Consider the following 21,512-nt stretch of genomic DNA (forward strand, 5'->3'; position numbering starts at 1 on the left):
CTTGTCAATCAAAAAGAATTCAAAAAAATCCAATCCCAAGTTGGTCAACTTAAATAAATGTTTTAAACCATTATTTAGAAGATGCTTTCGATTAAATCAAATTTTTATGAATAAGTTTCATCAGTAATAAAAGGAAGAATCCCCTGATGGGTGAAGAGTATTTTTTTTCATGTTTATATGTTTTTAGTTTTCTTGTTGTGTGTTTTTAAACCATTAAAGTTTTCAGATAAAACTGATCTTTAAAGTTTTAACAAAAATAGAAAAAAAAATATATTCCCACAATAGGGAGATGATGCATTTGAAAAAATAGCATAAAACTTAATATGTAAGAATATTAAAGGTGCTCCAAATCATATTTATAATGAAAAAGATCCTAAAAAAAAGCCATTTAAATTAAAAAAAGATTTTTATTGCTAGAGGTAGTTTCTAAAAAAACTTTAACAAAAACTTTAGTGGCAATCCCATATCAATACCTAGCTCATATGACGGAACACGATAAATAAAGTCAGCAATGAGAACAAGGGAGAGGAAAATTATATTTTTATAGTTTAATAAAGACCTGTCCATTATTTTCATCTCACCTTTCCTATCAGGAAGTTGGAAAATAAGTATAATAAAAAAAAGAATAAAGTGGTTATACAACCATCTTCCAATATCAATAGCAATTAAAAACAGAGGAATAGTAGATATAATAAGTATAAAAAAAGCAATTAATAGAAGTTTCTTATTAGAAAGCTCATTTTTCTTGATGAGAAAAATATAATATAATATAAAAAAAACTTGCAAAGTAAAACTAACTAAATAAAGACTAATTGTATTTATATTTTCCAAATAATATTTTGTCTTAATCAGCTCGTTTTCTTTCCATTGAAAAATGTTTTGATCTTGTAAATTGATACCACATTCATTAATAAGTCGAAGCGTATATCCATAATCCGGGTTCATATTTCCCAGAAAAAAAATAAATACTCCCGGAATGTAAAAAGCCAGTAAAATTTTAAGAGTCTTTTGGATATCTAATTTTCTATTATGAAGGAATAGTATAAATAAAAAATAAGGGGCATAAAAAATAAAACTTTCATGAATAAAAATTGATAAAGAGAAAGAAATCAATAGAATATTCTCCCGAAATCCAGAAAATTTATTCTTTATTAAAAAGTAAGCAAATATTGAAAAAAGCAACCATAAAATTCCATCTTTTCTACAGCCAATAGCTGCATCAGAAAGAAAACCCCACAGACAAAATGGTGTAAGAAATAAAAAAACGTCTATAAGATTGGTTTGCTTTAGCTTAAATAGTAATGATAGAAAATAAAAAAACAGGATATAAACTATTGCCTGGGCTACAAAAACAGAATATTGTAATTTTATTGAGAATGAATTATAAAAGAAAACAAAAACAGTCCCTAGCAGCCCTCTCCTTTTGAATCCTCCATCTTGATAATTAATAAGCCAGTCTCCGAAAGCAAACCCATTACATGCGTAATAAGCAAACCCAATTTTAAATAAACAAAGAATAGATACCCCTATAAGGTACCATCCTAATTTAAATCCTTCCAACCTTTTTTTCATCGAACCTAATTTATTATAAATCATCAAACTCAATAATCACATTCAATTAATAACCAAGATAATATATAAATTTCTAACTGTAATCATAAAAAAGGGTGTAATAATCTCACCTATTTGGTATGATATTTTTAAACTGATAGGAAGCCGCTACAATTCCTGTAAGAATTAGTGGTAAAAATAGCCTTACTTCCCAAAAAAGCCCCACCATCGCAATCATAATAAGATAGGGAATGGAAAAAAACAGATATTTTTTAATCAGTATTTTACCCTCATCATTACATAAAACATAACTGAAATATAGGCTTATTATTCCAAACAAAAGACCACTTATATTGAAAGGGCTGCTAAAGTTAGCCAGAAAATAAATACCCTCTACAAAAGAAAGATCCTGATGTATCATCATCCGAAGTCCGGCATAAGGAACAATAAAGACAAGCACTAAAAACAGTGTTTCCTTAATAAAGGTGAAATCTTTCTTTTTCAGCTTCTCAAAATCGATAAAAACAGCAGCAAAAAATGAAATATTCAGGCAAGATGTTTCTCTTACCAATGTAGAAATCATGATAACAGTACACAGCATTATAAAATCTACAGGTTTTCTGCTTTGCAAATATTTCAAGGTTAATAAAACGCCCAAGAGATAACAGAAAATGGCAATAGAATCACAGTTTGTGGGAACGTATTGTACAATTACAATGAAGAAAACCGCCAGTAGATGAATAAGTCGTCTGATATTCAGATTTAAAAGAATTCCAGCAGGCTTAAGCTTAAAAATTAAATTTAAAATGATCGAAGACAATACAAAAAAGAAACTGTTGATCAAAAAAATACTGTGGTAAAACATGGTCCCCTGCTTCAAAAGAAAACCTTTCAGAAATGAAAAATGATGATCCACAACAAACGTCACAACATCTGTAACATGTACACTAAGATAATTGGGAATCACTCTGTAAGCATATACCGACGAGAACATAAAGTCGGGAGCCTTTTCCATGGTTTTCAATCTTACATAAGAAGATTCAAAGCCGTAGTAAGACATCGCAAACAGCAGAAATGGGAGTACTATTATAAATAGGAATCCGTTTATTTTTTCATCATTCTTTTTCAACATATCTAAAACAGATTCTTATTTTTTAATAATAATTGTGGTTTAAAATACATTTCATTAAAAGGGAACCTTTGCAAAAGTAAAATATTTTTTTATTCTTACTAGAATATTTTATTGATTTTCAGGCAAAACTTATCGCATAACTATTTTGAAGTAATTCTTAAAAATTTAAATTTGCAGACTTGACTTACATGTAATGCATCGTTTTTTTATATTTTTATATTATCTGATCTCCAAAAACAAAATCCTCTCTGTTTTTACAGCCTTAGGAATTGCAGCTTTGTGCCTTTTCTTTGCTTCAAAGATTACCTTCGAGGAAGACATCAATCAGATTATTCCCAAAAACGAAAAATCAGATCTTACGGCAAAAGTGCTTAAACAGCTTAACTTTTCAGATAAGATCATCGTTATTATAGAAAACAAATCCAGTGAGGACAGCTTCCAGCTTTCTGAAACAGCAGATACTTTTCTACAAAAAATTGAACCTTTACAAAAATATATAGGCTCAGTTCAGGGAAAGGTGAATGATCATGAGATTTCCGAAACATTTGATTTCGTCAATCAAAATCTACCTCTATTTCTTAATGAAAATGATTATAAGCAGATTGAAGGAAAACTTCAAAAAGACAGCATTGCCCAACAGGTAGAAAACAACTATATTTCACTGGTATCCCCTACAAGTCTTGTTACAAAAGAGTTCATCAAAAAAGATCCTTTGGGACTGACTTTCTTGGGAATCAAAAAACTAAATGCCTTAAATATCAGCAAGGACTTCAAATTAGAAGACAGCTATATTGTGACCAAGGACGGAAAAAATCTTTTACTTTTCATTGATCCCAAAAACAAGAGCAATGATACAAAGGCCAATGAAGCTTTTGTTGACCAACTCAATATCATAAAAGACGGAATTAATAAACAGTTTAAGGGAAAAACCGAGATAAGCTATTTCGGTTCTCCGGTTATTGCTGTTGCCAATGCAAAACAGATTAAAAAGGATATTCAGAACACGGTAGTGATTTCCATGACGGTATTGCTGATCCTGCTTATCTACTATTTCAGAAATTTCTTTACCCCAATCATTGTTTTTCTTCCTACGGTATTCTCTGTTTTACTGGCTTTATTGGTATTGTACTTTATTAAGGATAAAATTTCAGCTATCTCATTAAGTGTAGGTGCCATCCTTATCGGAATTACCATAGATTATGCCCTGCATATTCTTACCCACTATAAGCACAACAATAATATTGAAGAGCTTTACAAGGAAATCACACAACCTATTATATTAAGTAGTGCCACCACTGCCGTTTCATTTTTGTGTCTGGTTTTTGTAAGATCTGAAGCATTAAAAGACCTGGGTCTTTTCGCTGCTATCACGGTTATTTTATCTTCTATTACAGCATTAATTATTGTTCCTCAGCTTTATAAACCCAAACAGCATACAGAAGAAAAACTTAGCACCAACTTCATCGACAAAATAGGGTCTTATCCTTATGAAAAAAACAAACCTTTGATTATCGGATGCTCCGTTATCATTATCGCTTGTCTGTTTGGATTCAGGCATGTAGGTTTTAATGAAGACATTGGTGACCTGAACTACATTCCAAAGGAAATGAAGATCAGTGAAGCCAAACTGCAGAAACTTTCAGACATTACCTCAAAATCAATTTATACGATTTCTTATGGAAATTCTGAAGAGGAAGCTCTTGCAAGAAATTCTCAATTGAATACTTTCCTTGAAAAAGAGAAGAAAGACGGCAAAATTCTTAGCTACAACTCTATTGGAAGTATTGTATTATCTGAAAAAGATCAGCAAAAGAAAATTGATGAATGGAAAAGTTTCTGGAATGATCATAAAAAGAGTCAAACAGTTTCAGAATTGGTCAGTAATGGAAATAAATTTGGCTTCAACAGCTCTGCCTTTGATAATTTCAATGACGTTTTAAATAAAAACTATTCAACATTAAGTCTTAGGGACTATGAAAAAGTGAAAGCACTTCAGATTTCAGAGTTTATGAGCAATGAAAATGGTTTTTACACGGTTTCCAATGTAGTAAAGGTTGACGAAAGCAAAAGAGATGCTTTTATTAAAGATATTGAAAAGAAACATGATGCTCTTGCCATAGACCGCCAGCAGATGAATGAAAACTTTCTAGGCTTACTAAAAAGAGATTTCAATACCCTCATTAATTATTCTCTTTTAGCGATTGTTTTAACGATTATTGTTTTCTTCAGGAACTTTGAATTAACCATCCTTACCATGTTTCCTATTGTTTTAACAGGGGTGGTAACGGCTGGGATCCTTTATTTTCTAGGTCTTGAGCTTAATATCTTCAGTACGGTAGTTTGTACACTGGTCTTTGGTGTGGGGGATGACTTCAGTATTTTCCTTACACAGGCTATGCAAAAGGAGCATACCACAGGAAAAAATGAACTTCCAACATATAGAACTTCTATTATTTTGGCGGTATTTACCACCATTCTTTCCATTGGTTCCTTGATTTTCGCAAAACATCCTGCATTACATTCATTGGCTTTAGTGGCCTTGATCGGTATGTTTTCTGTAATTATTATTACATCTACCCTTTATCCGTTTTGGTTTAGGTTACTTATTACCAACAGAGCAAAAAAGGGGCTTTCTCCTATTACGTTCAGATTATTTTTAAGAGCAGTATTTTCGTTCTTATATTATGGACTTGGCGGATTGATATTTTCTGCAATAGGAAGTATCTTCATTAAAAACTCCAAGGGTAAAACACTGGATATTATTAAATTAGTTTTGGCTAAATTTTTAACATCTGTTCTTTATTCAAGTCCTCTTGTAAAGAAAAAAGTGATTAGAAATCCTACTGAAGATTTCAGCAAACCCGCTGTAATTATTGCCAACCACACCTCTTTCCTGGATACACTGGCTATTGCCATGGCCACTCACAAAATCATTTATCTGGTTAATGACTGGGTGTATCAGTCTCCTGTTTTTGGAAGATTGGTAAGAGCATTGGGCTTTTATCCGGTCTCACAAGGCATTGAAAACGGAATGGACAAGCTGAAGGAAAAAATTGCACAAGGGTACTCCCTCGTAGTTTTCCCTGAGGCAGAGCGTTCTTATACCAATGATGTTAAAAGATTCCATAAAGGGGCATTCTATCTTGCAGAGCAATTTGAATTGGATATTCTCCCGCTCTATATCCACGGAAATTCTGAGGTATTACCAAAAGGTGACTTCATTATCTACGATGGAAGCATTACGGTAAAAGTGGGTAAAAGGATCAGTAAGGATGATTTAACCTTTGGTAAAGATTATTCTGAACGAACCAAAAAGATCAATGCTTACTACAGAGAAGAATTTGCCAAGCTGAGAGAAGAGATTGAAGATGAAAATTATTTTAAAAAGAAATTACTCTTAAGTTACTTATATAAGGACAGTGAAGTGGTAGCAGAGGTAAAGAAAGACTTCAAAACCAATAAATCTGTTTATTTTGAACTGAACAAGCATATTTCTAAAGATGCTAACGTCCTGCATATTGCTGATGATTTTGGTCAAAAAGATGTACTTCTTACGCTCTATCAGGCTGGTAGAAGAGTTTTCTCACTCATTAAGGACAAAGAAAAGCGAGCCATTGCCGCGCACAGCTATTTGGTTAAAAGAAGAAAGATAAATTATATAGAGGACCTTTCAGAAGTGAATAAAAACATTGATGTTCTTCTGGTTTCAGATAACAGCTTCACGATGAATGATGTTCAGACTCTTCCGGAAACCATTATATTTATCAATACAGAAAACCCTTTATTTGAAAGTAGTAATTATGCATTAAAATTTAGTTCTGAATCATTAAAAGTATTTAAAACTAAATAATAAATATGAAAAACATATTTTTGTAAGCGCTAAAAAGATTCCATGAAAAAAAACATACTTGTAATATATTATTCACAAACCGGCCAGCTGGAGGATATTGTGAGAAATATAGCCAAGCCTTTTGAAGCTCAAAAGGATGAATATGAGATTACGTATTATAATATTCAGCTAAAGGAAGACTTCCCTTATCCTTGGCCGAGTGATGTCTTTTTCAATACTTTTCCGGAATCTTATTTACAAATTCCCAAAGAAATTTTACCTCCTTCAGAAGAAATACTGAACAAAAAATATGACCTCATCCTGTTTGGATATCAGGTTTGGTATCTTACCCCATCCATCCCGATCATTTCTTTTCTGAAAAGTGGTTATGCAGAAAAAATCCTTAAGGATACTCCTATAGTTACCATTTCGGGTACCAGAAACATGTGGATGCTTTCTCAGGAAAAACTAAAGGTTTATCTAAAAGATCTAAAAGCAAAACTTGTCGGAAATATAGCCCTGGTAGACAGACATGATAACTATACCAGTGTATTAACTATTATACGATGGCTGACAACGGGACAAAAAGAAAAATCAGGAATTCTTCCTGCCGCAGGTGTTTCCGATGAAGAAATTGCAGGTTCAGTAAAGTATGGTGAGATTATCGAAAGACATTTTAAAAACAATGATCTGGGCAATTTACAACCGGATCTTGTAAAAAATGGAGCTATCGAAATCCGCCCGTTTCTGGTGCGTGTAGAAAAGGTAGGAAACAAGATTTTCACAGTATGGTCTAATCTGATTATCAAGAAAAAAGAGAAACGTCCATTGCTGATAAAATTCTTTAAGGTATATTTGATGACTGCGATATGGATAATCTCACCTGTCGTGTTAGTCTTACACCTGCTTACAACCCCTATATTTTGGTTTAAAAGACAAAAACAAAAAACATATTTACAAGGAATTAATTTAAAATAGAATGTACGACGTATTTATAACAAAGGCATCAAAATATTTACCCAATGAACCGGTAGCAAATGATGAAATGGAGACGTATCTTGGGCTTATCAATGACGCGCCTTCTAAAGCAAAATCACTTATTTTAAGAAATAATAAAATTACAACAAGATATTATGCTTTAGATAAGGAAGGAAACCCTACGCATTCCAATGCGCAGATTACAGCAAAAGCTATCGAAGGCCTTTTTGATGAAAATTTCAAAAAGGAAGATATGAAGTTATTATCCGTAGGAACTACTTCTCCAGACCAGATTCAGCCATCACATGCCTCTATGGTTCATGGTGAACTGAATATCGGGAAATCTATTGAGATCAATACGGCAACCGGTCTTTGCAACTCAGGAATGAACGCGCTTAATTACGGATTCCTTTCTGTAAGAGCTGGTGTACAGGATAATGCAGTATGTGCAGGTTCTGAGAGAATGTCTGCATGGATGACTGCGGATAAATTCAACCATGAGGCTGAAAATTTAATATTATTGGAAGAAAGACCCATTATTGCTTTCAAAAGAGAATTCCTTAGATGGATGCTTTCTGATGGAGCAGGTTCTTTCCTATTAGAAAATAAACCAAGAGAAAACGGTATCTCTTTAAGAATAGACTTCATTGATTTTTATTCTTATGCTCACGAAATTGAGGCATGTATGTATGCCGGATGTGACAAGCAGGAGGATGGAAGTTTAAAATCCTGGGCAGATTATCCATCTGATGCATGGCTAAAGCAATCAATCTTCGCTATTAAGCAGGACACTAAAATCCTGGATAAATATATTCTGGTAAAAGGTGCTGAAAGCTTAAGAGCTTCTTTTGACAAGCATAATTTAGATCCTGAAAAAATTGACCACGTATTGGCTCATATCTCTTCAGGTTACTTTAAGGATGGACTGAAAGATGAATTCGCTAAAAAAGGAATGGATTTCCCTGCAGAAAAATGGTTCTATAACCTTTCTGACATCGGAAATATCGGTGCCGGATCTATCTTTGTGGCATTAGAGGAATTGATGAACTCAGGAACATTACAAAAAGGAGAAAAAGTACTTCTTTGCGTTCCTGAAAGTGGAAGATTTGCATATTCTTGTGCTTTATTAACGGTTTGCTAATGGAAAACAGACTGCCAACATCCGATAAAGATTTTGTAGAAAGCCTTATTCCACAACGAGCTCCTTTTGTAATGGTACATGAGTTATCAGAATATTCCGAAAACCATCTCATCTCCGGATTTGAAGTAAAGGAAGACAATCTGTTTATTCAGGATGGTTCTTTTCAGGCTTCAGGACTTATTGAGCACCAGGCACAAAGTGTAGCCCTGCATACAGGTTACAAATATTATTTGCTTGGAAAAGATGCTCCTACCGGGTATATTGGAGCCATTAAATCCTTTGAGGCAGAAGTATTGCCTAAAATAGGTGATCAGCTGAAATCAGAAGTAACCATCCTCAATGAGGTAATGGGAGTAACCCTTGTAGATATTATTACAAAATTAAATGGTGAAGTGATTGCAAAATCTCAAATGAAAACTGCTGTAAAATAATTTTCAATGGAAATCAGGGAAGAAAATATCATCAATATACACAACTTTTTACCGCATCGTGAACCGATGCTTATGGCAGACTACATTCTGGAGCTCACCAAGGAAAAAGTAGTGACTTCCTTTGAAATAAAAGAAGACAACATATTTGTTCACAACAATGAATTTGTAGAAGCCGGCTTAATCGAAAATCTGGCTCAAACCTGCTCATCCATTCTTGGACAAAGCTTTTTCGAAAACCCGGAAGCTGATACCAAGGTGATAGGCTTTATCACCAATATCAAGAAAATTGAAATTTTCGGACTCCCAAAAGTAAATGACAAGATCATTTCTAAAGCATCACTGATTTCCCAGTTTGAGAATATCTGCCATATCTTCTGCGAGACTTTCTGTAATGATGAATTACTGATAAGAGCAGAGATCAACCTATTTATTCAGGAGATAGAATCGTAAGAATACATTCAAAAAATATTAAAAGCTGTACGTTTTGTACAGCTTTTTTCGTTGTTAGCCACTGTATAATTATTCATAAAATTTGTGTAATCCCTTTGTGACCTTTGTGTACACAATTAAGTTTTGGCTAGAACCCGCTCCTATTGATCTGATTAAAAAAAACTTACAATAAAAACAATCAATTCTATTAATTCCCACAACAATCGAAACTAATACGATACATCTGATAACCAAACAAATACAATAATAAAACCTCATCATATAATAAATTATTTCACGTGAAACATAAAAAAAATGTGAAACCCTGATGATCAGGGAGAAACAATTTTAAACAACAAAAAAGCGGAACATTTCTGCTCCGCTTTTAGCTTTATTTTTTAATAAAAATATTAGTATCCGAAAATCTCTTCTAGAGACACTTCCTGAAACTCACCCATTTTGTTGATAGATTCCATATTCAGGTTTTCTTTCTTACCAATGATCGCTGTATTGTATTTTACAGGTTTCACCTCAGTATTGTAGAACCCTGTCAGTTGAGGCAATGTTAATCCTTGGATCTCAGCATAAGTATCTTTTCTAAGGTCATAATCAACACCTAATTTTTTAAGGGCTAACTGGCTAAAGAAAATATTCGTTCTGTTGATTCTATTGGAAGCAATCTGCTTTAGTGCAGAACCTCTTGCGTTCTCAAACTGCGTTGGGATTTGCGGCAACTCAGCCATAAGCTCACTCATAGCGTTCACTGCTAAAGGAAGTTTGTTAGACTGTGTTCCAATATAATTCGTGATGTAGTTAGCATGTCCTTTTTCTGAAGCGTTCGCATAAGAAACATATGCAGAATAAGCCAAAGACTTACTTTCTCTAATCTCCTGGAAAACGATGGAAGATAAACCCCTTCCGAAATATTCATTGAAAACATTTGATTTTCCGAAGTTGTTAAGATTTAAAGGGGTTCCCTTGGCCACTTTAGCCATTTCCATTTGTACCATGTCATAGTTAGTGAAGTACACTTTCCCTGTTGTAGCCGGTTCTGCGTACTCTTTCGCTTTTGCTGGCTGAAGGCTTGTATTACCGATATAAGGTTTAACTGCTTTCTCCAGACCTGTATGATCCTGCCCATAAAGGAATACCTGATAAGGATACTGGTTCAGCGTTTTTACCTTTTTCATCAATTCCGTAACGTCAATACTTTCAAGACGTGCCTTAGAAATAATATCCGTCATTCTGGAATCCTTACCATACTTTGCATAGTTTGAAAGAGCAGACATAATTTTCACTTTATCTTTCTTACCGACTTCTCTGGCTTCAAGAATTGTTTTCACAGTCTGACTGTAAATCGCTTTATCTGCTTTCACATTAGTCATCCAGTGATTCATCAGCTCTACTCCTTTCTTCATATTGCTTTCAAGACCCGCCAAAGTAATCACCGTCTGGTCATTGGATGTTCTTAAATTATAAGTAATCCCCAATTTATAGAACTCCTCTTTCAATTGCTCCGGCGTATATTTATCTGTTCCAAGATATTCGAAAACAGTTCCTGCTAAGGCAAGTTCCTTATCATTATCTGTTCCGAATGGGAAAACATAGCTTACCTGAGCGATTTCGTTATATTTATTCTTCACAAAGCTTACCGTTTTATCTTTTACCTGTGAAGTCTGAATAGCCGTTTTATAATCAATGAATTCTGGCTTAATTTCAGCAACCTTAGTGCTCAAAATATCCTTAAGGAAAGGTGATTGTGCCTCTCTGTTCAATTTAATCGGAGTAATTCCTGGGTTTTCTACACGAACCAGTTTATCATTCACTCCTTTTTCCTTATAAACCACAACGTAGTTATCTTTAAAGAAATCGTTGGCAAACTTTACAATATCAGCCTTGGTAATTTTTTCATACTGATTGATCTCATCCAATTCTTGCTCCCAGGTTCTTCCCTTGATATAAGAATCATAAAGCTCAGTTGCCAAACCATCAGCAGTTTCCCATCCTTTCATGCGCTGAACCTTTTTATCATTTACGATGGCTTTCAGCATCCAATCCGGGAATTGTCCTTTTTTAACAAGATCAAGCTGGTCCAATAGTAATTTTTTTGCTTCATCAAAGCTTTGTCCCTCTTTTGGGGTTACTACCAATGCAAACATCCCATACATCTTGAATGGAGATTCATAGGCACCTGCACCAAGAGTCTTTTGCTTCTGATTAATATTAAGGTCAATTAATCCCGCATCACCTCTATTGCTTAAAATTTCAGCCACTACATCTGCCAGTCTCGCTTCCTGGCTTCCATAAGAATCTGTTCTCCATGCCATTGTCATTCTTTGTGTGGATGGGCTTTTTACCGTTCTGGAAACAATTTGAGTCATTGGTTCTTCAGAAACCATCTTTTTCATTGGAAGTTCCTTGTACTTGAAAGATCCAAAATATTGATCAACTAATTTTATAGTTTTATCATAATCTATGTCTCCTACCAATACAACAGCCATGTTATTAGGCACGTAATAGGTATCAAAGTACTTGTGGATAGCTACCATTGAAGGACTCTTCAGGTGTTCAGAAGTACCAATGGTTGTTTGCTGCCCGTTTGGATGTTTTGGAAAAAGAGCCTCCATCAAAGTATAATTTACAAGACGACCGTCATTATCCTGTGCTCTGTTGTATTCTTCATATACCGCTTCCAATTCTGTATGGAAAAGACGCAGTACCAATTCTGAGAAACGTTCCTTTTCTACCTTTAGCCATTTTTCAAGCTCATTGGAAGGGATATTATTTTTGTAAACCGTTTCATCCAGCCATGTGTGGGCATTTGTTCCCGTAGCGCCTAGTGAAGAGATAGCCTTGTCATACTCATTAGCGATTGCGTATTTTGAAGCTTCCTGAGATACCTCATCTATCTTTTTGTATAGTTCTCTCTTCTTTGCAGGATCCTTTTCTGCCTTATGCTGCTCATAAAGATCAGAAATCTGCTGTAAGATTGCTTTTTCCTTTGCCCAATCCTGAGTTCCCAAACGAGAGGTTCCCTTGAACACCATGTGCTCTAAATAGTGAGCCAGTCCCGTATTATCACTTGGGTCATTGTTAGATCCCGTTCTTACAGGAATATAAGTCTGAATTCTCGGTGCATCTTCATTTTTTGCAAGATAAACCTTCAACCCATTTTTCAAGGTGTATACCCTTACACCGGCCAGGTCATTCTTTACCGTTTCATAAGTATAGCCCTGAGCATCTGTAAGCTTTTGTGTATCGAATTTCTGTGCCATTGCGCTTAGCATACAGAAAAGCGAAACCGAAATAAAAAACTTCTTCATATATTGTTATTTAATAATTATTTTTCAATCCAAATTTCTACCCCATTAGTCTTATTACATAACACAGTTGTTACAGCAGATTTATTACAAATATGAATAATAAACAGTAATGGTACTTTTTAAGATTTCATTATCTCCAATTAGTTAAACATCTCTACTCCAAAAATTGCAATACGTAAAAATTTTCTATTCCATATCACCCAAAAGAAAAGAGAGAAAATCAATTATCAGCTTCTCTAAAAGGAGAAAAAACAATGGTTTCCCTGACATTAAAATCTGAACACGAGTCTTATGGAAGCTCTGTTTCACGGTAATACCAAGATCATATTCAGCATAATTTACATATAATGTATTTTCACTATTTTAGCCACCTGATTAAAAGAATCAAAACAGGTGAACCATTTTTCATCTGGAATCTAAAAAAATTAAACATTATTTAGATGAAAAAACAAGACCTACCCCAAGACGAAAGTAATTTGAAATCCGCCAACATGACAGAAGTTTTGTATGTAACGGATGAAAACGACAACTATACTACAGCTAACAGCACTGGCTGGGATGCAAAGAAAGCTGCTTTGGACGAATCCATGGAACTTATCCATGAAAGAATTGAAGAAGCAAAGCAAAACGTTGCCCATAATATTGTAAGCCCCATCGTTTATTTTATGGAACTGAATAAAATGGATCTGGGAGTACTTGCCTCTTATGTAGGATTATGGCAATGGAGGGTAAAAAGACACTTTAAACCCAAGGTATTTAAAACACTAAGCGAAACCACACTGAAAAAATATGCCGATGCATTCGGAATTTCAGTAAACGAATTAAAAAACTTCGATGGAAAATAAATGGAATGTATATTATTCCGTTTAACCAATGAAAAAGATATAAGCTGCAAATGAAATTAAACTTTGAACACCATCAGACTGCGCATTGCGAAAACGGTGTTGCTTCTAATCTACTGCTTAATAAAGGACTTAAACTAAGTGAACCTATGATCTTCGGAATTGGTTCAGGATTATTTTTTGTCTATCTCCCTTTTTTGAAGGTGAACTTTGCTCCGGGCTTTAGCTATCGTCCGATGCCAGGCGCTATCTTCAGTAAAGCAGCAAAAAGATTAGGAATAAAAATTAAAAGAGAAAAATTCTCAAAGCCCCAGGATGCCCAAAAAGCTCTTGAAAGAAACCTTGAGCAAAATATTCCAACAGGACTTCAGGTAGGGGTTTTTAATCTTACTTATTTCCCTGAAGAATATAAATTCCACTTCAATGCACACAATCTTGTGGTATATGGTAAAGAAGATGGAAAATTCCTGATTAGTGATCCGGTAATGGATTATACCACTTCCCTTTCAGAAGAAGAACTGGAAAAGGTAAGATATGCCAAAGGAGCACTTCCTCCAAAGGGACATATGTATTATCCTGTTTATATTCCGGAAAATGTAAATCTGGAAGAAGCCATCAAAAAGGGAATTAAGGATACCTGTAAAAACATGCTGGCTCCAGTACCACTTATCGGTGTAAAAGCCATGAGATGGGTTGCCAGAAGTATTCCAAAATGGGCAGAAAAGAAAGGCACAAAAGTAACGAACCACTATCTGGGACAATTGATCAGAATGCAGGAGGAAATCGGAACTGGTGGCGGAGGTTTCAGATTTATCTATGGAGCATTTCTTCAGGAAGCAGCAGTAATTCTTAAAAATGATGAATTAAAGGAGCTTTCAAGGGAAATTACTTCCATTGGAGATCTTTGGAGAGACTTTGCAGTAGACATTGCAAGAGTATATAAAAACAGAAACTCTAAGAGCAACATCTACCACGAGCTATCAAAGACAATGCTTCATATTGCAGACTTAGAAGAGGCTTTCTATAAGAAACTGAGAAAAGCGATCTGATATGGCAGAGAATATGATTGAGATTAAAAATCTATATAAAAAATACAAAAATTCTGACGAGTTTTCGGTAAATGATATCTCATTGAGTATCGATAAAAACGAGATTTATGGAATTCTTGGACCCAACGGTGCAGGGAAAACAACCCTGATATCCATGCTTTCAGGTTTAATTAAGCCTACTTCAGGACAATTTACCATCAATGGACTGTCTCCGCAAAAAGACGGCTTCAAAATTAGACAGATCATAGGAATTGTTCCTCAGGAATATGCACTCTATCCTACCCTTACCGCCAGAGAAAACCTAATGTTCTTCGGAAGTCTGTATGGGCTAAAACATAAACAGCTTACCCAGGCTATTGATGAGTCCTTAGAAATTATGGGGCTTTCCAAATTTGCCAATAAACAGGTAGGTCAGTTCTCCGGAGGGATGAAACGTCGCTGTAACCTTATCGCAGGAACACTTCACAATCCTAAGGTTTTATTTTTGGATGAACCCACCGTAGGAGTAGATGTTCAATCTAAAAAAGTAATTATCGATTTCCTTTTGGAATTGAATAAAAACGGAACGTGTATCATCTATACCTCTCACCATCTTTCTGAGGCGGAGGAATTTTGTACCAAGATTGCGATTATAGACAGAGGAAGAATTCATGCCGTGGGAACTCCTGAGGAACTGGTTTCACAGATTGCTCATGCAGAAAACCTTGAAGATGTTTTCATTTCATTAACCGGAAAAGAATTAAGAGATGTTGTTGTATAAATTGTGGAGAAGCTTTATAAAGGAAATTCTTCTCCTGAAAAGAGATATCGGAGGGATTGTCATCATTTTTGTAATGCCGTTGCTTTTGATCGTAACCATTACCCTGATTCAGGATTCTACCTTTAAAAACCTTGAAGGATCAAAAATCCCTATCATTTTTATTGATAACGATAAGTCGGAAGTTTCAAAAAATATAAAAGGAGAGCTGGAAAACAGCAAAACATTCCAACTACTGACCAATTTCAACGAAAAATCTGCGCAGGATGCTGTATTTGCAGGAGATTATCAGATGGCTATCGTTATTCCTGAAAACCTGACCAAAGATTTAAATTCCAATATTGATTCCAAGGTTCAGGCCATTGTCAGCTCATTTGGTTTGGAGGGTGATTCCGCAAAAACGAAGATAGAAGCTCCCAAGGCAAAGGAAATTCACCTTTACTTTGATCCGGCTACCAATGCAGGGTTCAAAAACTCTGTGATGAACTCTGTCAATAAAATGGTTTTTGAAATCGAAAACAAAAAAATTTACAAGGCTTTTCAGGATCAGCTAGGAACCACAGAAAACCTTGATGAAAATAAAAACCTGATCAGCTTCAAAGAAATTACCCCGAAAAAAGGAGAAATGGACATCATGCCGAATTCTGTTCAGCATAACGTTCCTGCATGGACTCTTTTTGCCATCTTCTTTATCGTTGTTCCGTTATCCATTAACCTGGTAAAGGAAAAAAGTCAGGGAACAAATGTAAGAGCCAGAATAAGCCCTACTCCTTATTTTGTTCATATTTTAGGAAAAACATTCACTTATCTTATCATCTGTATCATTCAGTTTTTGCTGATGGTAGCGGTAGGTGTTTTCCTTTTCCCTTATATGGATCTTCCGGCATTTGATGTATCAGGAAAAATGTTCCAGCTTATTACGGTAACATTGTTCGCAGGGCTTGCAGCCATCGGATTTGGAGTATTACTAGGAACCATTGCAGATACACAGGAACAGTCTGCCCCTTTTGGAGCAACATCAGTAGTTGTACTGGCAGCAATTGGCGGAATCTGGGTTCCGGTATTCTTGATGCCTGAATTTATGCAGACCGTAGCCAAATTCTCTCCCATGAACTGGGGGCTGAATGCTTATTACGATATTATTTTAAGAAACAGCGGAATTGGAGGTATTGCTAAGGAATTAGCATTCTTATTTTTATTTTACCTTGCAACGGTAGCCATTTCCATTTTTTATGAAAGAAAACAAAATGCAGTCTAACGAAAACATATTAACCTGTACCGAAGAAGTAAGAGTACGATTCAATGAAACAGACCCTCTGGGAATTGTCTGGCATGGCCATTATATTGTCTATTTTGAAGACGGCAGAGAAGCCTTCGGACGTCAGCACGGCTTAACTTATCTTGACATTCAGAATGCAGGATTTGTAACCCCTATTGTAAAAAGCACATGTGAACATTTCCTTCCCTTAAAATATGGAGAAACGTTTAACATTGTCACCACTTTCATCAATTCTGTGTCTGCTAAACTGATCTACAGGTATGAGATTTTCAATCAGGAAAATAAATTAGTCTGCAGTGGAGAAACCATTCAGGTATTTTTGGATAGCAATGGAAGTTTATGCTTATATAATCCGGAGTTTTTTCAAACCTGGAAAGATAAAATGGGATTATCATGAAGAAGGCAATTTACATCACAGATTATAACTGCGTAACTCCTTTGGGTCTTAGCATAAATTCTAATTGGAAAGCACTTTTATCCGGAAAATCAGGAGTTGCTTTACACAAAGTCATAGAAAATCAGGATGCTTTTTATGCATCAATGATTAATACGAACGAGCTTAATGAAGAGTTCAGTAAAAACTTTGATAATCAGGAATTCACAAGACTGGAAAAAATGCTTCTTCTAAGTCTGAAACCACTGATTGAAAAGCACAATATAACTGAAGACACCGCTTTTATCCTATCAACCACAAAAGGAAATATCAGCTTATTAAAAAACCAATCTGGGTTACCCGAAGGGGTATATCTTCCAAAATTAGCACAGAAAATTGCTGATTTTTTTGGATTTAAAACAAAGCCTATCGTGGTTTCAAATGCCTGTGTTTCTGGAGTTATGGCGATTGCTGTTGCCAAGAACATGATTCAAACCGGGAAATACAAGGATGCCTTTGTGATTGCTGGTGATGAAATCTCAGAATTTGTGATTTCCGGGTTCAATTCATTCCAAGCCATTGGTAATGAACCTTGCAAGCCCTATGACAAAAACAGAAACGGAATCAATATCGGAGAAGCAGCGGCGGCTGTTTATATTACTTCTGAAGCTTCTGAAAATGATAAGTTCAGATTCAAGGTATTAGGCGATTCGGCGATTAATGATGCCAATCATATTTCCGGCCCATCAAGAACCGGAGACGGTTTATACGGAAGCATCAAAAATGCCATGACGGAAGCCCAAGTTTCGGCAGAACAAATTGATTTTATTTCTGCCCACGGAACAGCAACATTGTATAATGATGAAATGGAAGCCATTGCATTCAACAGAATGGAGTTGCAAAATGTACCTTTGAACAGCATGAAAGGTTTCTACGGACATTGTCTTGGAGCTTCCGGACTTCTGGAAAGCATCATCTCTATGGAAAGCGCTCTTCACAGCACGCTCATTCAATCTAAGAACTTTAAGGAAATGGGAGTATCCCAACCATTGAATATTATCAAGGAAAATCAGCCTGCAGCAATCAGATATATTTTGAAGACAGCGTCAGGTTTTGGTGGGTGTAATGCCGCAATTGTATTGGAAAAATGTTAAAATGAAGCTGATGAAAAAAACAAACACCTGTACCATAGAACATTCAAAAATAACCATCAACGGAGATATTATTTTTGAAAGCCAGAACGAAACTTTTCAGGAATTTGCAAAGGATGCTTATAAAAGCATGAACCTTAGCTATCCTAAATTTCACAAAATGGACAGCTTAAGCAAACTTGCCTTTCTTTCTGCCGAAATGCTTTTAAAGGATGAAGACCATAGCAGAACAGCATTGGTTTTTGCCAACAAATCATCAAGTTTGGATACTGATTTTAAATATCAGGAAAGTATCAATTCTCAGGAAAATTACTTTCCAAGCCCTGCTGTATTCGTGTACACATTACCCAACATTTGTGTAGGGGAAATCAGCATTAAACACAAAATACAGACAGAAAATGCCTTTTTTGTATTGGATGAGTTTGATGAAGAATTTTTAAACGATTATTCTGAACAAATCCTCCGGTCAGGGAAAGCAGACAAAGTATTATGTGGCTGGGTTGAATTATATCAGGAAAATTATAAAGCTTTTGTATATTTGCTGACCTTATAAAAATACAACACTATAACCTTGTAACAATGTAACAACGAAGCCATCCCAAAATAGGCAAATTGAAACATTACTATATTGGTAAATTAACTAAATTATGGAAAACTTAAAAACTGAATTGAAACACAAAATTATTGAAGTACTTAACCTTGAAGATGTTTCTGTAGAGGAAATCAAAGATACAGACCCATTATTCGGAGGAGGATTAGGTCTTGATTCTATTGATGCCTTAGAACTTATCGTTCTTCTTGATAAAGATTACGGAATCAAATTAGCCGATCCTAAAAAAGGAAAAGAAATTTTCCAATCTATCGATACAATGGCTAAATTCATTGAAGACAACAGAACAAAATAAAATTAAAATAACAGTTTATCAATGTACCTCATTGATAAACTGTTACATTACTTAATACAATGAGCCAAAAAATTGCCATAACAGGGATGGGCATCATTTCTTCCATTGGAAACAATGTGGAGGAAAATTTTATTTCATTACAATCCGGAAAACATGGTATTTCAGATATTCAGATGTTTGAGACCCGCCATGCAGGAACAATTAAAACGGGTGAAATAAAACTATCCAATGAGGAACTTGTGCAAAAGCTTCACCTTGATGAAGATAATAATGTAACAAGAACTTCCTTATTAGGGATGGTTGCTGCAAAGGAAGCTGTAGAAAGTGCCGGAATTTCAGATATTAATGAATACAGAACGGGACTTATCTCATCTACCAGTGTGGGAGGAATGGATATTACTGAAAAGTATTTCTACTCCTACGAAGACTTTCCTGAAAAGCAAAAATACATTGACGCTCATGATGCCGGAAATTCCTCATTGGTTATTGCTGATCATTTGGGATTAAAAGGCATGGTTTCTACCATCAGTACGGCTTGCTCTTCTGCAGCAAACGCCATTATGATGGGAGCCAAGCTGATTAAAAACGGAGTACTAGACCGCGTTATTGTGGGTGGAACAGATTCGCTTTCAAAGTTTACACTGAACGGATTCAATACCCTGATGATTCTCACGGACTCTTACAATACACCTTTTGACAACGATAGAAAAGGACTAAACCTTGGAGAAGCAGCCGCCTATCTGGTTCTTGAATCTGAGGAAATTGTAAAAAAAGAAAACAAACAGGTATTGGCCTATCTTTCCGGTTACGGAAATGCTAATGATGCTCACCACCAAACAGCTTCTTCCGAAAATGGACAAGGCGCATTCCTTGCAATGCAGCAGGCTTTGAAAATTTCAGGATTGAAAAAGGAAGATATAGATTATATCAACGTTCACGGTACCGCAACACCCAACAACGATTTGTCGGAGGGAATTGCCATGATCAGAATTTTTGGAGAGAATCAGGTTCCTGAATTCAGCTCCACAAAAGCATTTACAGGACATACATTAGCAGCAGCAGCAGGAATTGAAGCTGTATTTTCAATTTTGGCCATGCAGCGCAGCCTTATTTTTCCTAACCTGAATTTTAAGACCAAAATGGAAGAGTTTGATTTAACTCCGGTTACTGAACTAAAGGAAAAGACCATCAATCATGTTCTTTCCAATTCCTTTGGGTTTGGAGGAAACTGTTCAACCTTAATCTTCTCAAAATCATGAGTGCAGTATACATCAACAGTGCATCCTGTATCTCCGTTCAGGACACTTTAAACGAAAATTTTCTTCAAAATCTTAAGCCGGAAAATTCGGTAAAGATGATAAAGGCCATAGAACCTAATTACAAGGAATTCATTCCTCCCGCAATGATCAGGAGAATGTCTAAGACTGTAAAAATGAGTTCTGTAGCCTCGCATCATGCTTTAAAGGAAGCAGGAATTGAACAGCCGGATGCCATTATTGTAGGAACCGGGATGGGATGTTCTCAGGATTCTGAAAAGTTTTTGAAAAATGTGATTGATAATCATGAAGAGTTTTTAACTCCTACATTTTTTATTCAATCTACTCATAACACCGTTGCAGGTCAAATTGCACTTGGTTTACAGTGTCATGCGTACAATTTCACGTATGTAAACACATCTTCTTCACTGGAGTTTTCATTTTTGGATGCCCAGCTTCAGATTTCTGATGGCGAAGCAGAAAATATCCTTGTTGGTTCTACCGATGAGCAGACTGACAGAACCATGGAGCTTTACTGCTTAAATAATACCATTAAACACGAAGGTCAACTTCCCGCAGACCATCTGAATTCTACCACCAAAGGAGTTATTTGGGGAGAAGGAGCCAGCTTTTTTGTTGTTGGAAAAGATAAAACAGAAAATTCCTACGCAAAACTTACAGACATTAAAATCAGTAACAGACTAGAATTGGATGAAACGAAAAGCTTTATCCAGGAGTTTTTAACGGAAAACAATCTTTCTGCACAGGATATAGATGCTGTAATCTTAGGTTTCAGTAGTGATGCTTCCTCTGATGTTTACTATACAAATGCAATGGGACTATTTGCAGATTCAGCTTTATTATATTACAAACATCTGAGTGGAGAATTTAATACAGCAAGTGGTTTTTCTACTTTCATGGCTTGTCATATTCTTAAGGAGCAGCAAATTCCTGAAGTGATGATGATTAATGAAAAGAAAAAAGAGGAAGTAAAAAATGTACTTCTTTACAACCATCTTGCAGGCAGTGATCACAGTTTAGTATTATTGGAGAGAGCTTGATAATGTATTCACGAAATTCCTAAAA

At 35.4% G+C, this 21,512-nt stretch carries 18 protein-coding genes; 15 read left to right on the plus strand and 3 right to left on the minus strand.

The window, feature by feature from the left end; genetic code table 11:
• Positions 1-426 precede the first annotated feature (426 nt).
• Both EG359_RS12850 and EG359_RS12855 read right to left on the minus strand, forming a co-directional pair.
• Positions 427-1,572 carry a hypothetical protein gene (locus EG359_RS12850; protein WP_076356817.1) on the minus strand — a complete coding sequence of 382 codons (1,146 nt, stop codon included), beginning with the start codon at positions 1,570-1,572 and terminating at the stop codon, positions 427-429.
• A gap of 106 nt (positions 1,573-1,678) precedes the next feature.
• On the minus strand, positions 1,679-2,683 hold the full coding sequence (locus tag EG359_RS12855; protein ID WP_076356819.1) for a hypothetical protein: 1,005 nt from the start codon (positions 2,681-2,683) through the stop codon (positions 1,679-1,681).
• A 193-nt stretch (positions 2,684-2,876) separates the two neighbouring features.
• On the opposite strand from EG359_RS12855, the gene EG359_RS12860 reads away from it, so the two are divergent.
• Genes EG359_RS12860 through EG359_RS12880 form a run of 5 tightly spaced genes read left to right on the plus strand, consistent with a single transcriptional unit; the run spans position 2,877 to position 9,512 of the window.
• Positions 2,877-6,533 (plus strand): MMPL family transporter, encoded by a 3,657-nt coding sequence (locus EG359_RS12860; RefSeq protein ID WP_076356821.1) that lies wholly within the window; start codon positions 2,877-2,879, stop codon positions 6,531-6,533.
• Positions 6,534-6,575: 42 nt separating this feature from the next.
• Positions 6,576-7,490 (plus strand): hypothetical protein, encoded by a 915-nt coding sequence (locus EG359_RS12865; protein WP_076356823.1) that lies wholly within the window; start codon positions 6,576-6,578, stop codon positions 7,488-7,490.
• Between the two features lies 1 nt (position 7,491).
• Positions 7,492-8,631, plus strand: a complete 1,140-nt coding sequence (locus tag EG359_RS12870) for a beta-ketoacyl-ACP synthase III (protein WP_076356825.1) — start codon at positions 7,492-7,494, stop codon at positions 8,629-8,631.
• On the plus strand, positions 8,631-9,062 hold the full coding sequence (locus tag EG359_RS12875; protein ID WP_076356827.1) for a hypothetical protein: 432 nt from the start codon (positions 8,631-8,633) through the stop codon (positions 9,060-9,062). Before EG359_RS12870 ends, EG359_RS12875 begins: the two co-directional genes overlap by 1 nt.
• A gap of 6 nt (positions 9,063-9,068) precedes the next feature.
• Positions 9,069-9,512, plus strand: coding sequence for an ABC transporter permease (locus tag EG359_RS12880; RefSeq protein WP_076356829.1), 444 nt, complete (start codon positions 9,069-9,071; stop codon positions 9,510-9,512).
• 389 nt (positions 9,513-9,901) lie between these two features.
• Here EG359_RS12880 and EG359_RS12885 read toward each other — a convergent pair whose 3' ends face one another.
• On the minus strand, positions 9,902-12,814 hold the full coding sequence (locus EG359_RS12885; RefSeq protein ID WP_076356831.1) for a M16 family metallopeptidase: 2,913 nt from the start codon (positions 12,812-12,814) through the stop codon (positions 9,902-9,904).
• Positions 12,815-13,254: 440 nt separating this feature from the next.
• Between EG359_RS12885 and EG359_RS12890 the strand changes: the two genes are divergently transcribed.
• From EG359_RS12890 to EG359_RS12935, 10 genes are all read left to right on the plus strand, one after another.
• On the plus strand, positions 13,255-13,659 hold the full coding sequence (locus EG359_RS12890; RefSeq protein WP_076356833.1) for a hypothetical protein: 405 nt from the start codon (positions 13,255-13,257) through the stop codon (positions 13,657-13,659).
• Between the two features lie 50 nt (positions 13,660-13,709).
• Positions 13,710-14,705: a BtrH N-terminal domain-containing protein gene (locus EG359_RS12895; RefSeq protein ID WP_076356835.1), complete on the plus strand. Its 996-nt coding sequence runs from the start codon at positions 13,710-13,712 to the stop codon at positions 14,703-14,705.
• A gap of 1 nt (position 14,706) precedes the next feature.
• Positions 14,707-15,465, plus strand: coding sequence for an ABC transporter ATP-binding protein (locus EG359_RS12900; RefSeq protein WP_076356837.1), 759 nt, complete (start codon positions 14,707-14,709; stop codon positions 15,463-15,465).
• Positions 15,452-16,720 (plus strand): ABC transporter permease, encoded by a 1,269-nt coding sequence (locus EG359_RS12905; protein ID WP_076356839.1) that lies wholly within the window; start codon positions 15,452-15,454, stop codon positions 16,718-16,720. The genes EG359_RS12900 and EG359_RS12905 overlap by 14 nt, the downstream gene beginning before the upstream one ends.
• Entirely contained in the window at positions 16,695-17,138 is a 444-nt protein-coding gene (locus EG359_RS12910; protein WP_076356841.1) for an acyl-CoA thioesterase, read from the plus strand. Before EG359_RS12905 ends, EG359_RS12910 begins: the two co-directional genes overlap by 26 nt.
• On the plus strand, positions 17,135-18,268 hold the full coding sequence (locus tag EG359_RS12915; RefSeq protein ID WP_076356843.1) for a beta-ketoacyl synthase N-terminal-like domain-containing protein: 1,134 nt from the start codon (positions 17,135-17,137) through the stop codon (positions 18,266-18,268). Before EG359_RS12910 ends, EG359_RS12915 begins: the two co-directional genes overlap by 4 nt.
• Before the next feature lie 10 nt (positions 18,269-18,278).
• On the plus strand, positions 18,279-18,818 hold the full coding sequence (locus tag EG359_RS12920; RefSeq protein WP_084180547.1) for a 3-oxoacyl-ACP synthase: 540 nt from the start codon (positions 18,279-18,281) through the stop codon (positions 18,816-18,818).
• A 94-nt stretch (positions 18,819-18,912) separates the two neighbouring features.
• Positions 18,913-19,170, plus strand: a complete 258-nt coding sequence (locus tag EG359_RS12925) for a phosphopantetheine-binding protein (RefSeq protein WP_034692439.1) — start codon at positions 18,913-18,915, stop codon at positions 19,168-19,170.
• Between the two features lie 59 nt (positions 19,171-19,229).
• Complete coding sequence (locus EG359_RS12930) at positions 19,230-20,429, plus strand: beta-ketoacyl-[acyl-carrier-protein] synthase family protein (RefSeq protein WP_076356845.1); 1,200 nt, start codon at positions 19,230-19,232, stop codon at positions 20,427-20,429.
• Complete coding sequence (locus EG359_RS12935; RefSeq protein ID WP_076356847.1) at positions 20,426-21,487, plus strand: beta-ketoacyl synthase N-terminal-like domain-containing protein; 1,062 nt, start codon at positions 20,426-20,428, stop codon at positions 21,485-21,487. Before EG359_RS12930 ends, EG359_RS12935 begins: the two co-directional genes overlap by 4 nt.
• Positions 21,488-21,512: the final 25 nt, after the last annotated feature.

It is taken from the genome of Chryseobacterium joostei (assembly GCF_003815775.1).
Classification (GTDB): domain Bacteria; phylum Bacteroidota; class Bacteroidia; order Flavobacteriales; family Weeksellaceae; genus Chryseobacterium; species Chryseobacterium joostei.